Below are 14,203 nucleotides of genomic sequence, written 5' to 3'. Positions count from 1 at the left end.
TTCTGGGATGGGAAGACTGCTTGTTTTTTTATTTTGTATGCGTCGTTAAACTCCGCAAAATTCTTTTATATGGCATGGCACGCCCAATCACGTAGATCATGATTGATTGGATTGGCACCCAGATAATGGCTCTTAATAAACGTGGTCCCCAAAATACCCAGTTCATCGGTACTTGGTACATAATGACTAACCATAGTGGTGTCAGGATCAAACTAATGAGCACTGTCACACTAAGTGTTGCTAAGATCGCATTTTTCCAAGTGATCTCTTTGCGATAGAAAAAGAAACCATAAATCGCTCCTTCAATAAAAGCATTCAACGTGAAGCCGATGAAAAAGACAGATTTAGGAAATAATGCCATACCCACGACATCAGCTAAAACAGACCCGATCCCTGTCCAAAATGGGCCAAATAAAATACCCATGACCACTTGGGGAATGAATGTTACACTGATTTTGAGTAATGGTGTTTCAAATGAAACTAAGCGAGACAGCGTGACCATCAAGGCGATCAACAGTCCCATGATCGTAATCATACGAGCATCTAAACGATTTTTCTTCATTTCTAGCATCTCCTTTAAGAGCTGCTACATGTTTCATGCAGCGAATGCGAAAATAAAACCGCGAACAAATGTCCTTCGTCCTAGAGGCAACATCCCATCCTCTAAGCACTTAACGCTTTACTTTCTACTCTGTTGATAGTGGGAATTTATCCCAGACAAACTATAGCATAGAAAAGGATTCTGTGTAAATAAAAAACTAATATTTCTATCAAAAACAATTCATTAGTTCGTAACGTAACAGACATTTAACAAACAAATCCTAATGAATAACCACAAAACACGAATTTTTATAGATGGTTGGGAAAAGGAATCTTGCTGCCCTCTTCATGGATGACTTCTCGGAACTTGAAAAACCCTGCTTCAAGTCCTCGCAATAAAACTTCTGCGGTACCGATATTCGTTGCTAAAGGGATATCATAAACATCAGCTAATCGGATCAACGCAGTCACATCAGGCTCATGCGGTTGAGCCGCTAAAGGATCACGAAGGAAAATCACTAGATCCAATTCATCTTCCGAGATCATCGCCCCAATCTGTTGATCCCCGCCTAAAGGCCCTGAGTTGAATCGATGGACGGATAGTCCTGTCGCTTCTGCAATCTTTTGTCCGGTCGTCCCTGTCGCGAATAGTTCATGTTGTTCAAGTATCGTTTTATAGGCAGTAGTAAATTTGATCATCAATTCTTTTTTGCGATCATGTGCAATCAATGCTATCTTCATCTGTCATCGCTCCTTTTCTACCAGTGTAACAAATTTCTTTCTGGTTTGATATTCTACAACTTCCTATACAAACATATTAAGGACTTCTAGTACATCAACCCATGTCAGAATAGCCCATTGTTCAATTTTTATTATGTTTCTAGCGGTGTAGTCAATTGAACGCAACTGATGTGTAACAACTTGTCCAGAAATTATTTGTGGTTCTTTGATCTTAATATATGTATCAAATTTTCTTTCCTCTAGCTGAATCAAAATCCAGCCACACAATATCTTTTTGCTTTGGATCATCCATTTATTTATAGTTCCTCTCCCTCAAGGTCCATTTCATCCCACTCTTTATCTTCTTGGGTAATTGACTCTCTAAAGACTGCCCATGCCTCTGGACTCTTGAAAATATCTTCTTTTTTGGGCTTTAATACATATGTTTCACCTATTTTTATAATCGTATATATTTTTCCAACTTCTGGAGAAATATCTTTGGGAAAAATCGCTCCTACAGAATTTCCAATCTTTCTAACAGTCGTTTCCATTATTATCATCTCCCAGCTCATGTTAAATTGAATTTATCTTCATTTAACATGAAAATCAAATTTTGGTTTCTTGGTTGCCTCCTTTTTATATCTCTTAATATCTACAAAGTATTATACGCTCTAAGATAGTGAATACACGGTAAATCTTTGATAAATCGAGCAGTAAAAGCCCCCAAATTAAATTGCCATATTGCTGGAGTTTTCTCTCATTATTGAAAGATTTGCTTCATGAACATCATTTATTCTATTTTGTACACATTGACGAAAGATTCCACGAATTCTTGTTCATTGTGACATTGATTATAGATAGCGCTTTCAACTATACTAAACACATCAAATAAAAGAAAAAAGAAAGCGTGGTTTGTTCGATGGTAGAAATGGCTCTGAAAAATGTATACAAGAAATATGATAACGCAGAAAATTATTCTGTTACTGACTTTAACTTGGCAATCAAAGATCGTGAATTTATCGTATTCGTTGGTCCTTCCGGTTGTGGGAAATCAACGACACTTCGTATGATCGCTGGTCTTGAAGATATTTCTGAAGGTGAATTGAACATCGGCGGCAAAGTAATGAATGATGTTGCTCCTAAAGATCGTGATATTGCGATGGTATTCCAGAACTATGCCTTATACCCTCACATGACGGTGTTCGACAACATGGCGTTTGGTTTGAAATTACGTAAATATGACAAAGCAGACATCAAACAACGTGTGGAAAATGCTGCGGAGATCCTTGGTTTGACTGAATACTTAAAACGGAAACCAGCTGCTCTTTCAGGTGGACAACGTCAGCGTGTGGCTTTAGGTCGTGCCATCGTACGTGATGCAAAAGTCTTCTTGATGGATGAGCCATTGTCAAACTTGGACGCGAAACTACGTGTTGCTATGCGTGCCGAAATCGCAAAATTACACCAACGTCTAGAAACGACAACGATCTATGTTACCCATGACCAAACAGAAGCGATGACGATGGCAGATCGTATCGTTATCATGAAAGATGGATTTATCCAACAAATCGGTTCACCGAAAGAAGTTTATGATACACCAGTCAATATGTTTGTCGCTGGTTTCATCGGCTCACCTGCCATGAACTTTTTCAGTGTCACACTAAACCAAGGCGTGATCTCAGATGGCCATGGGTTAAAACTAAGAATCCCTGAAGGTAAAAACAAAGTCTTGGTTGAAAAAGGCTACGAAGGAAAAGAACTTGTCTTTGGTATCCGTCCAGAAGATATCCATAGTGAGCAAGTCGTTTTGGATGCCTCACCAGAAACCGTCGTCAATTCAGAAGTTGTCGTATCCGAATTACTTGGTGCAGAAACAATGCTTTATACTCGCACTGGAACAACAGAGTTCATTTCAAAAGTTGACGCTCGCGACTTCCATAAACCAGGAGAAATGATCGATCTTGCCTTCAACATCAATAAAGGGCATTTCTTTGATAAAGATACAGAAGACGTCATTACGATCCCATAATCTATAAACAATCGATGATAAATAAAAGTCCCAACGATCTTGTGATCGTTGGGCTTTGTTTTGATTTCTTCAATAACTAAACAGTTCTTTTGATCGTTCCTTGCATGATCTCGTTCTTTTGCTGTTTTTTTGCGGCAGTGAAAACTGGTACGTCGAAAAATTTGCTTAATGTACCAGCGATAAAATAAGCAATATTGTAATCCACTAAACTGTGGATCAAACCACCGATCCCCATCAAGATGAATACTGTATAGAAGTACCCTTCTGCGTAGTATGTTTCAGGCATGTTTCCAATAAAGAAGAACACACTGACGACAATCATCTCAACAATCGAATGGATCACACCAATTAGGAAATTAAATCCTTGAAAGCGCCAGTTCAATAAAGTGAACTCTCCGTCTTTTAAGACGATTCCTGGTTTTTTTTGTAAATACCATGCGCCGATCAGCGCAAACACCAAATGAGACAATGCGCGAAGTGCAATAATCACTGGTGTAGTCAAGAAGAAGCCAAATGTTGTACCTAGTTCTACTGCAACAGCGACACCTGGTGAAAAGAACATTGCGATAAATAATGGCACATGGGAAGCAAGTGTAAATGATGCAGGGGGGATCACGATTTTAGGCATGATCATCGGGATAAGAATCCCCATCCCAATCAGCAAAGCGGAAATTGTCAGTTTTCTTACAGAATTTGTTTTCATTTTTTTACTCCTTAACGTGTCTTGACACATTCATTTTGACTTATTGTACTGCTAAATCATCAATGTGTCAAGACACCTAAAGGCAAAAAGAAGCAGACACCTTACATCTTCTAAAGTCGAGTAAGTACGCCAAAAAAACTGTTTTTAAGATAATAAGAACCTCTTGAAAAAAATAGCTAAGCTTATTTTCTCAAGAGGTGTCTGATGATTCATCTTTTAGACGTTTTTTCATGTCTTAGACTGATTGCTTTATTTCTTTAGCTGCTCCATTGCATTGCTTAGTGCAGCAAATTCTTCTAAAGAAAGTGTTTCGCCTCGTCTTTTCGGATCGATCTCTGCCTTAGAAAGACTTTCGGTCAACCAATTTTTTGTTTCTTCATCTTTCCCATAAGCATGCTGCAAGTTATTCCATAAGGTTTTTCTGCGCTGTTGAAACGCAGCTTTGGTCAAACGGAAAAAGGCTTGCTCATCTGTCACAGAAACTGCTGGTGTTGCTCGTCTCGTCAATTTCAAAATCGCTGAATCCACGTTAGGTTGTGGAACAAAAACAGTTTTTGGAACAATAAACGCTAAGCTGGCTTCCATGTAATACTGGACAGCAATCGACAACGAGCCATATGCTTTTGTTCCAGGTTTAGCTGAAATACGATCGGCCACTTCTTTTTGCATCATCACGATCATTTCATCGACAACGACTCCTGACTCAAGAAAATGCATCATGATTGGTGTCGTAATGTAATAAGGTAGATTCGCAACTACCTTCAAAGGTAGTTTTTCTTTGAATTGTGTACTTATTGCCTCTGCTAAATCGGTTTTTAAGATATCTTGATGGATGACTGTCACATTTTTATAAGGCGCAAGTGTATCCGCCAAAACAGGGATCAATCGGTCATCGATTTCAAAGGCGACCACTTGCTTGGCGTGACGTGCAATCTGCTCTGTCAATGCACCGATCCCTGGTCCTACTTCGATCACATTAGTTTGCTGATCGATTTGACCAGTCTCAATGATTTTTCTAAGGATGTTCGGCTCTGTCAAAAAGTTTTGCCCTAAGCTTTTCTTAAAAGAAAAACCGTGTTTCAATAAAATCTCTTTCGTTCTAGTGGGTGTTGCAATGTCCCGATATTCACTCATAATGATCCTCCACTTTTTTCATTGCCTGTTTAAACTCGTCTAACGTAATCCGGAACATGTTCAACCGTTTCTCCAATTGTTTTCCGTTGGTATAGCCGATGCGTAATTCGTCACCTAACATTTCCCGCTTTTCTTTTGCTTGAGGTCCTGCAATCAAACCTTGTGTCACAAGCATTTGTCTAGTGATTTCTGGTGTTTGTTCCTCATCATCGACTGGCGTGACGACTTTTTTCAATGCTTCTAAGATCGCCGTATCACTCGCATGCTCGACCCCTAAACTCCCTTTCTTCTTCGGGACTGCTTGATTCCTCGGTAAAAAGGCGTGTTTTGCTTGTGGTACAACTTCCATGATCGTTTTACGGATTTTTTCACCTGAAAAATCTGGGTCTGTAAAAATAATGATGCCTCGAGTTTCCTGCGCATGTTCGATCTGCATCAATATTTCTTCGTTGATCGCTGATCCAATGGTTTCTATCGTGTCGGCTTCAACCACTTCTTGTAATCGTCTCGTATCGTCTTTCCCTTCGACGACAATGATTTCTTGGATCTTTAATTTAGTCATGCTCTGCTAATCCAAACAAACGATGGGCGTTTTCCCATGTCTGTGCAGCTACTTCTTCCATCGGTAGCTGACGAAGTTCTGCGATCTTTTCTACTGTGTAACGTGTATAGCCCGGTTCATTTCTTTTGCCACGATACGGTACAGGTGCTAAATAAGGTGCATCCGTTTCGACCAACAGCCGATCCAATGGTACATTTGTGGCAGCTTCCTGCACATCTAATGCCTTTTTGAATGTGACTACGCCACTAAAGGAAATGTGCATCCCTAAATCAAGGAAACGTTTTGCCCACTCAAAATCACCACTGAAGCTATGCATGATCCCACCGATATCTCGGATGTCTTCTTCTTTTAAAACCTTATACGTATCTTCTAACGCATCTCTCGTATGGATGCTGATCGGTAGGCGCATCTCTTTAGCGATCGCGATCTGTCTTCGGAAGATTTTGTCTTGGACTTCTTTAGGATCTTCCATCCAGTAGTAATCCAATCCGATCTCACCTAAAGCAACTACTTTGGGTAAAGTCAATTGTTCTTGTAGTTTATTTTCGATTTCTTTCGTATAGCTGCCAGCTTCCGTGGGATGCCAACCGATAATGCTATAAATATTTGGGTAATCTTGACTAAGCATCAAAGACTTTTCGATCGTCGGCGTATCAAAACCTACGACTGCCATTTTAGTCACACCTAGTTCTTCTGCACGCTGGATCGTTTCAGGGATATCCTCATTGAATTGTTCTGCGTTCAAATGAGTATGAGAATCAAATATCATTTTTATCTCTCCTTTTCATTCATTACTTTAGCATATAAATAGGCTTTAAAGAAGTCTCAACGACTAAAAAACATGATATCTGTTACGAAAAAAACAAGACGGGATAAAAGTGTTCTCCTTAGAGAAGTCACTTTTATTCCCGTCGTTTATTCAGTGTTAGAGGACGCAAGAGAACTAACGTCTCCACTTTTTCAATCGAAACTTATTTACTTTCCGATTGTCTTTTTTTGTAATAAAACACAGGCACACCTAACAATGTCACTAAGATGCCGATCATCGCTAGATTCGTTTGTGTGATCAGTGTCATTCCTAAAATAAAGATTGCTCCTAAGATCGCGATGATCGGTATCACCGGATAGAAAGGCACTTTATAAGGACGAGGCATTTCAGGCGCTTTCTTTCTTAAAATGAATACGCCAATGAAAATCAATAAGCTAAATAGCCACATCACAAAAATCAGCATATCCGTCAGAAAATCAAATGATCCTAAGCTCATCATGATACATGCAATCGCTAGTTGGAATAACGCAGGTACATATGGAACCGTGAAATTTTTTGAGAGCTTCGATAACTGTTTACTGAATGGCAATTCATTTTCTAATGCCATTGCATAAGGGACGCGAATTCCGGTCAGTGTATAACCATTCAATGCCCCATAAACAGAGATCAAAATACCGATCGTAACAATTTTCCCTCCCAATTCACCGAAGATAACGGCAGACGAATCAGAGGAAGCATTCAAGTTTCCAGCAATTTGATCGATCGGTAATGTTTTCAAAAAGACGAAATTGATCAATAAGTAGACGAATGTCACAAAACTTAATCCTAGAATAATTGCTTTTGGCAAATCCTTTTCTGGACGCTTCATTTCTCCTGCCATCGCTCCAACACCTAACCAACCATCGTAAGCAAAAAGTGTTGCCAACAAAGCACCGCTTAGTCCTTCTGCCCAGGAAACACCTTGACCTGCTTCTACTGGAAATAATTGAACCGTCCCTTGTCCAGGTGTCAAAAGACCCCAAATGACGATCACTGCAATCGGGATCAACTTGATCACTAATGTAACAGATTGAACATAAGCACCAACTTTGGTTCCTAGGAGATTCAACCCAGTGATAGAAAGTGCCGTAATAATCGCGATCACTAATAAATAATTAGCTGGTAGTTGCAAAAGATTGATCAGCTGTGTCGCAAAGATGATCGACAGTGCCGCGATGTTGGCTGGAAAGTAGATCAAACTTTGTGCCCAGCCTAATAGAAAACTTGGTAACTTACCGTAAGCTGCTTCAATATATTTGACTGCTCCACCGGTTTCAGGAATCGCAGTGGCTAATTCAGCTACCGTTAGGCCGGCACAGATCGTTAAGAACCCTCCTAACAACCACGCGAGTAACGTCAAACTTGTTGATTGTGTACTTGCCACTACCGCTGCTGTTTTAAAAAAGACGCCGGCGCCAATCACAGTTCCCATCACTGTAGATAGTGCACCAAACAAATTGATCTCGCGTTTTAATTTCCCTTTCATCCTCTTCCTCATTTCGTATTTCTTTTTTATTTTTTTCAGTATAACTGAGAACTTTTCGTTTTACCATTCTTTTCAGAAATTTTTATTGAAAAACATCCCTCTTAAGACGGATGTTTTTTTGCTATATCTTCTATAAAATAGGACTACTTGGAATTGTAAGGAGGTAACCAGATGGATTTTCAATCAATCGATCCAAAATTAGCCACTTATTTAAAAGATAAAGGTGCTACTCTCTTTCCACAAAAAGAACAAAAGCAATCCAAGCTACATTGGTTATTGTTGATTTTATTTGGTTGGTTAACGATTGCGACATTTACGCAACAATTGCTATTGATGGCTGGTTTTCTTCTCATTGCGGCCTTGATCAAAGGACCTGGGATGTTGTTGTGGGGAATCGTCTATTCCTTTCTTGTTGGTTTGTTTCCGCCCATTGCTTTTTTACTTTCTGTCCTCTTTTTACTATTGAATGTCCAAACGATCGTCAAAAATTGGCGCGTTACGATGGTCGGGATATTTTTCTATGGCTATCCTTTAGCAATGAACGCTTTGCGTCACTTGAACGATTGGGATACGACATGGTTCTTCGCTATTAGCTTACTGGTAGGTTTAGTGATTTTACACACGCTATTGCTCAAGATCTATGCACGTTATGGCAATAGCCGTCTGGTTGCTTGGTATATTTTATGTATTCCTTTTTCAATCGTAGCAGCTTTATTGCCAACAAAAGTCAAACAACGGTTAAAACTAAAGAAAGTCGGACGATGATTTCTCATCGTTCGACTTTTTTGACTGTCTCTAAAACGACTCTAGTGATGAATCGCTCCTGTGAATTTCATTCGTTTCAAAAACTGTTCATACATATCCTGGCTCATACCTAAAGTATCGAGCAAATAACCGTTCTCGGTTCCCCAATTACTTAAACCTCTATAATAAAATTCACGATGGATATCTTTGATGACGAAAGGCATGACATTGTGCTTCAAACATTCTTTGAACATGAGCAAGCGTCCTGTACGTCCGTTGCCATCTGCAAAAGGATGGATTCTTTCATATTTCACATGGAAGTCAGCAATCTCAGCTAAACTTTTGTTCTTTTGATTCTCGTAGTTCGTAATTAAATCCATCATTTCTTCGCTTACGTTCTCTGGCGCTGCTGTTTCAACTTCCTCATAACCAAACCCAATCATATTTTGAACAATCTTGAATTCTCCAACAGGTGTCAGCGGATTTTTTTCATCGGTTGTTCCTCGTTTCAAAATACGGTGTAATTCTTTAATAAAATCATTCGATAATGGTTCTTCGATATGCTCAATCACGTAATCAAAACCTTTGAAATGATTTTCTGTTTCTTTGATATCATCTAGTTTCGTCGCCTCACCATTTTCAGCAGGAGGTAGAATATTATTTTCAAATATCAAGGCGGTTTGCTTCTCAGAAATTCTCGATCCTTCGATTCGATTGGAGTTATACGCCATTTCTACTTGCGTTAAATGGTAAATTCCACCATGCAGATTTGCTTTCCTTTCCAAGATAAATCGCGTGATCAAATCTAACTCATTCACATCCATCTTTATTCCTCCTCTCCCAATAGGTAGCGTAGTTATCCTATATTTCATAAATCATTCTGTCTAAACCAATAATCTGATGACTCGGTTTGGACTCTTTACTTTTTATACCTAGACACTTTTCTTTCTTATTGTAACATGTATGTTTTGTTTAGCTGTGACATTTCGAAAATTTCATTGAACAATGATTATGAAAGAAAGATTTAGTTTCGATAGGCTATTATTCTAGCTCTACACAAAAACTTTATCCAAGAAAAAATGCTCGATGTCTGAGTCAACCTATCCATCTTTTTATACATCAAATCTTTGATACTGTTCGATCGAATCTGCTAAATCTTCGACTGTCTGATTGCCTATTTTTCCAAACCAATGACTTGCATCACTATAATATTTTTTTGCACTTTTTGTATCGCCTAAAAGAATTGAAACATCCGTTAAGAGTACATATACTTGAAAGACAACTTCAGGTAATTCTGATTGTAGGTCCGCTCTTGATATTGCACTTTCAAGCATTTTTTTAGCTTCAATCGGGCTTTCGTGGGAATAAGCAAGCGTGTTACTTTCCCAATATAATTTTTCAAATCTTGATTTGTCTGAGTGCTCTCTTTTATGACTATAAGGTTGTGAAAAAATGAAATGATTCCCATTAGGATCAGTTATACTAAATCTTCTATCAGCATCTAAATTCTTTGGAATCCCCACTCTAGGTAAGCCATTTCTTGGCGGAACCTTCCCATGGATCTGTTTATAATTCGATATAAAAAGTTCGTATAACGAATCAATATTCTCAACTTCATATAAATACATATTCGTTGGCGTAGGTACTGTCAATTTTTTATAGCTGTAGAGTTGAAAATTTAAATACCCATTATCCATGATTGCATACCCGCGTGAACGTTTTTTGTTCTCATATAGATTAGTAAAACCAAGTTCCTTATAAAATGCAACTGTCTGTTCCATTGAAACAGCTGGCAATAATGGTACACTCTTTTTAACGATGATTTCATTCATTGAATTGCCTCCCTTAAAACTAAATTGGTAGAAATTTTATTCCCTACAATAATCATAGCAAATTAATGCAAATGCTAATGTTTCAACAAATAAACGTATATTTGATCATATATTTGGAAATATAAGTTGTCATGAACTTTAAAGTTTAATTATAATGAAAAGTAGAGGTGTATAAGAATGAGAGGCAACGAAATTGCAAAATAATTGAATATTAGTACAAGTGCGTTAAGACACTATGAGTCTTGGGGGATCATCCCTAAAGTCGAACGAGCAAAAAATGGCTATCGAATCTACACCTATGAACATCAAGCATATTTTCGTTGTATCCGATCGATGCTTCCTGGTTTTGGTATGGATTTTATAAAAGAGATCATGCCTTTAGTTATGACGGGGGAAATGACAAAAGTTCTTTGGAAGATCAATGATGAACAAGTAAAACTTCATACAGAAAAGCAAATAGTCAAACATACCATCGCTATACTTGACCCAACTGCTCTATCAAGTACGCCAAAATATAAAGATAAAAAACACTTTTCGATTGGCGAAGTTGCCAAGGAAGCAACTGTATCGACATCTGCCATTCGCCACTGGGAAAAAGAAGGATTACTAAAGCCGACTCGGAATAAGGATAGTCGATTTCGAGAGTTCAATATTTACGATATTAGAAGAGTTTTCATTATTAGAACCGTACAACGTGCCGTATTTTCCTTAGAAAGTGTGAAAGAAGTACTTGAAAGACTTGATAACAATGAAATCAGCCATACCAGAGAAATTGCCGTTAATACCTTACAGCAAATCGATGGCATCTTATTGGAACAAATCAAGGGCATCGCCTCATTCAATGAGTTATTACGTGTGATCAGTGAATAGAATACCTATAGTTTTCGTTTTAATTAACGAGCCAAAGAACAAGACGACAACCACAAAATCTGAACATCGATTTTGTGGTTGTCGTCTTATTTACCGAGGCTAAATATTTTTGTTGAAACCTCTATTAGTTATTGCATTTTAGCCAACTTCCGAACCGTTTGGCATACCTTTTGGTGCTTCGATCACTTGGAGCGAGCCATCTGCTGCTTCTGCTGAAAGAATCATCCCTTGGCTGATCAGTCCGCGCATTTTGCGTGGTTTCAAGTTGGCAACGATCACCAATTTTTTGCCGATCAATTCACTAGGATCAGGATAAAACTCAGCAATACCAGATAAGATCTGACGGTCTTGGTTATCACCTGCATCTAAGCGGAATTGCAACAGTTTATCTGCGCCTTCTACTTTTTGACAATTGATAACTTCCGCTACTTTTAATTCGACTTTTTCAAATACATCGAACTTGATTTGTTTTTCTTTTGTGGAAACAAGTTCTGTTTCTTCTGGGTCCCATTTGACAGAGTCCTCATTTGTTTGAGTACCTTCTGACATTTTCGCTTGGATGTAGGCAATTTCTTCTTCCAACTCTAAACGTGGGAAGATCGGTGTGCCTTTTGCAACAACTTTAGTTCCAGATGGGAATTCACCGAAGTGCAAGCCTTCAAGATCCATTGTTTCAGCATCCAACCCTAATTGATTGAAAATCTTGCTTGGTGTTTCTGTCATGATCGGTTGTAAGAGAATTGCTGTGATACGTAGCGACTCAGCTAAGTGGATCATCACACTCTCCAATTCTTTTTTCTTCTCTTCGTCTTTCGCTAATACCCAAGGCTCTGTTTCGTCGATATATTTGTTGGCACGAGAAATCAATACCCAAATTTCAGCTAAGGCAGTGTTGAATTCCATTTTTTCCATCGCATCATGGTAACGACCTACCACGTTCGCAGCAGTTGTCGATAACTCACTGTCAAATGGTGTCACTAATGAGGCATAATCAGGAACTACACCGTCGCAATATTTATTGATCATCGCAATCGTACGATTCAAAAGATTCCCTAAGTCATTCGCCAAATCGTAATTTACACGAGAAACAAAATCTTCTGGTGTAAATACGCCGTCTGAACCGAATGGTACAGCACGTAATAAGTAGTAACGTAGCGCATCTAAGCCATAACGTTCTACAAGCATTTCCGGATAAACGACATTTCCTTTTGATTTAGACATCTTGCCATCTTTCATCAGCAACCAGCCATGCCCAAAGACTTTCTTCGGCAATGGGATATCTAATGCCATCAACATGATCGGCCAATAGATCGTATGGAAACGAACGATTTCTTTTCCGACCATATGGACATCTGCCGGCCAATATTTCTGGAATAATTGATCGTCGTCTGAGCCGTAGCCTAATGCCGTGATATAGTTTGATAACGCATCAATCCAAACATACACCACATGCTTCGGATCATTTTTGACATTGATTCCCCAGCTGAATGTCGTACGTGAAACCGCTAGATCTTCTAAACCTGGTTTGATGAAGTTATTGATCATTTCGTTTTTACGCGATTCTGGTTGGATGAATTCTGGGTGTTCTTCGTAGTATTCTAACAAGCGATCCGCATACTTGCTCATACGGAAGAAATAAGACTCTTCCTTGACTAGTTCGACTTCATGACCACTTGGCGCTTTTCCGCCGATCACTTTGCCGTCTTCATCTTTGTAAACTTCTGCAAGTTGTGTTTCTGTAAAGAATTCTTCGTCTGAGACAGAATACCAGCCTTCATATTCACCTAAGTAAATATCGCCTTGTTCAAGCAAACGATCAAAGATTTTTTGAACCGCTGCTTTATGATAATCATCGGTTGTGCGAATGAATTTATCGTAGCTGATATCTAATGTTTTCCACAGTTTTTTGACATCTGCAGCCATTTTGTCTACATATTCCTGTGGCTCTACGCCTAATTCTTCTGCTTTCTTCTCAATTTTCTGTCCGTGTTCATCTACCCCAGTTAGATAAAACACATCAAAGCCCATCAAACGTTTATAACGTGCAACAGCATCACATGCAATCGTTGTATAAGAATTGCCAATGTGCAGTTTGCCACTTGGATAATAGATGGGCGTAGTGATATAAAAAGTTTCCTTTTCTGCCATGGGGTACTTCCTCCTTTATCGCATGGTGCGAATTCGTTTCCTTGCTAGTATACCATAAAATGAATACGCTGTTAGCTTTTTTTGATAACTCCCGAAATGTTACAATGTTCGATTCTTTCATAAAAATATCGATCAAGAACTTCTGTTATAGTGAGATGTCACTCACTTCCCTGCTCAACCAATCACTCGTTTTTCTTTTAGATTGCCTACACGCCATTCTCTGCTTTACAAACATGTTATAATAAGCAATATCATATAAGAAAAGGTTTTGAGACTAATGACAAAAAAGCACAAATTATTTATTATCAGTATTACTTTACTTTCGCTCGTCCATCTACTATTTAGTTTCTATTATTTACGTTTATACGGTTATTTCAATCTTCATGGACAGCTGAACACGTTTCTTTTACTCTCAATGATCCTTCGAGTTGTCCTAGCAGTGTACATCGTTGTCTGTGGATTTTTCGCCATTCGAGAAGAAAAACAAAAGCTTCTCCCTTTTTATTTGCTTTTCTTCCTATTTAATCTACTCTTACCGTTTCTCTTTCAACTATGAGTTTGATTTATTTGTCTAGAAATCTTTGGTTTTACTTGAGATTCTGCTACAATAATGTAAAAAGCGCCTTA

15 protein-coding genes, 1 pseudogene and 1 riboswitch are annotated in these 14,203 nt (G+C 38.6%); of the genes and pseudogenes, 4 read left to right on the top strand and 12 right to left on the bottom strand.

All coding sequences use genetic code 11. The annotated features are described in order from the left end of the window. Positions 1–28 precede the first annotated feature (28 nt). The 4 genes and pseudogenes from DOK79_RS09525 to DOK79_RS09510 form a co-directional block, all read right to left on the bottom strand. Positions 29–562 (bottom strand): folate family ECF transporter S component, encoded by a 534-nt coding sequence (locus DOK79_RS09525; protein ID WP_206853332.1) that lies wholly within the window; start codon positions 560–562, stop codon positions 29–31. Between the two features lie 36 nt (positions 563–598). Further along, positions 599–696, bottom strand: a riboswitch (THF riboswitch). Between the two features lie 153 nt (positions 697–849). Then, positions 850–1,281, bottom strand: coding sequence for a methylglyoxal synthase (mgsA, locus tag DOK79_RS09520; RefSeq protein WP_206853335.1), 432 nt, complete (start codon positions 1,279–1,281; stop codon positions 850–852). 63 nt (positions 1,282–1,344) lie between these two features. Beyond that, positions 1,345–1,573: pseudogene (locus tag DOK79_RS09515) on the bottom strand (type II toxin-antitoxin system PemK/MazF family toxin). Between the two features lie 4 nt (positions 1,574–1,577). After that, a complete protein-coding gene (locus DOK79_RS09510) occupies positions 1,578–1,811 on the bottom strand; it encodes an antitoxin MazE (RefSeq protein WP_206853338.1) in 234 nt (77 codons plus the stop codon). 368 nt (positions 1,812–2,179) lie between these two features. On the opposite strand from DOK79_RS09510, the gene DOK79_RS09505 reads away from it, so the two are divergent. Beyond that, complete coding sequence (locus tag DOK79_RS09505) at positions 2,180–3,289, top strand: ABC transporter ATP-binding protein (RefSeq protein ID WP_206853341.1); 1,110 nt, start codon at positions 2,180–2,182, stop codon at positions 3,287–3,289. 76 nt (positions 3,290–3,365) lie between these two features. Here the strand turns inward: DOK79_RS09505 and DOK79_RS09500 are convergent, their stop codons facing one another. The 5 genes from DOK79_RS09500 to DOK79_RS09480 all read right to left on the bottom strand — a co-directional run bounded on the left by DOK79_RS09500 (position 3,366) and on the right by DOK79_RS09480 (position 7,982). Continuing rightward, positions 3,366–3,992: a hypothetical protein gene (locus DOK79_RS09500; RefSeq protein ID WP_206853344.1), complete on the bottom strand. Its 627-nt coding sequence runs from the start codon at positions 3,990–3,992 to the stop codon at positions 3,366–3,368. Positions 3,993–4,241: 249 nt separating this feature from the next. After that, the gene (rsmA, locus tag DOK79_RS09495; protein ID WP_206853348.1) at positions 4,242–5,126 is read right to left on the bottom strand and encodes a 16S rRNA (adenine(1518)-N(6)/adenine(1519)-N(6))-dimethyltransferase RsmA; all 885 of its coding nucleotides are present in this window, start codon (positions 5,124–5,126) and stop codon (positions 4,242–4,244) included. After that, on the bottom strand, positions 5,119–5,688 hold the full coding sequence (rnmV, locus tag DOK79_RS09490; RefSeq protein WP_206853350.1) for a ribonuclease M5: 570 nt from the start codon (positions 5,686–5,688) through the stop codon (positions 5,119–5,121). The genes rsmA and rnmV overlap by 8 nt, the downstream gene beginning before the upstream one ends. Next, the gene (locus DOK79_RS09485; protein ID WP_206853352.1) at positions 5,681–6,457 is read right to left on the bottom strand and encodes a TatD family hydrolase; all 777 of its coding nucleotides are present in this window, start codon (positions 6,455–6,457) and stop codon (positions 5,681–5,683) included. Before DOK79_RS09485 ends, rnmV begins: the two co-directional genes overlap by 8 nt. Positions 6,458–6,659: 202 nt before the next feature. Further along, positions 6,660–7,982: an APC family permease gene (locus tag DOK79_RS09480; RefSeq protein WP_206853354.1), complete on the bottom strand. Its 1,323-nt coding sequence runs from the start codon at positions 7,980–7,982 to the stop codon at positions 6,660–6,662. 171 nt (positions 7,983–8,153) lie between these two features. Between DOK79_RS09480 and DOK79_RS09475 the strand changes: the two genes are divergently transcribed. After that, entirely contained in the window at positions 8,154–8,747 is a 594-nt protein-coding gene (locus DOK79_RS09475) for a hypothetical protein (protein WP_206853356.1), read from the top strand. Between the two features lie 41 nt (positions 8,748–8,788). Here DOK79_RS09475 and DOK79_RS09470 read toward each other — a convergent pair whose 3' ends face one another. Together DOK79_RS09470 and DOK79_RS09465 are read right to left on the bottom strand one after the other, a co-directional pair. Beyond that, positions 8,789–9,550, bottom strand: a complete 762-nt coding sequence (locus DOK79_RS09470; protein WP_206853359.1) for a Fic family protein — start codon at positions 9,548–9,550, stop codon at positions 8,789–8,791. A gap of 288 nt (positions 9,551–9,838) precedes the next feature. Further along, on the bottom strand, positions 9,839–10,558 hold the full coding sequence (locus DOK79_RS09465) for a hypothetical protein (RefSeq protein ID WP_206853361.1): 720 nt from the start codon (positions 10,556–10,558) through the stop codon (positions 9,839–9,841). A gap of 204 nt (positions 10,559–10,762) precedes the next feature. Here DOK79_RS09465 and DOK79_RS09460 point away from each other — a divergent pair, with 204 nt between their 5' ends. Beyond that, on the top strand, positions 10,763–11,428 hold the full coding sequence (locus DOK79_RS09460) for a MerR family transcriptional regulator (RefSeq protein ID WP_242543202.1): 666 nt from the start codon (positions 10,763–10,765) through the stop codon (positions 11,426–11,428). 138 nt (positions 11,429–11,566) lie between these two features. On the opposite strand, the gene metG is transcribed toward DOK79_RS09460, so the two are convergent. Further along, positions 11,567–13,576: a methionine--tRNA ligase gene (metG, locus tag DOK79_RS09455; protein WP_206853363.1), complete on the bottom strand. Its 2,010-nt coding sequence runs from the start codon at positions 13,574–13,576 to the stop codon at positions 11,567–11,569. A gap of 277 nt (positions 13,577–13,853) precedes the next feature. Between metG and DOK79_RS09450 the strand changes: the two genes are divergently transcribed. Next, on the top strand, positions 13,854–14,132 hold the full coding sequence (locus DOK79_RS09450; protein WP_242543203.1) for a hypothetical protein: 279 nt from the start codon (positions 13,854–13,856) through the stop codon (positions 14,130–14,132). The last annotated feature ends 71 nt before the right edge of the window (positions 14,133–14,203 follow it).

Origin of the sequence: Enterococcus sp. DIV1094, assembly GCF_017316305.2 — a bacterium.
GTDB classification, from domain to species: domain Bacteria; phylum Bacillota; class Bacilli; order Lactobacillales; family Enterococcaceae; genus Enterococcus_B; species Enterococcus_B mangumiae.
Note: the sequence above shows the minus strand (reverse complement) of the source record. Positions and strands in the feature narration are given on the sequence as shown.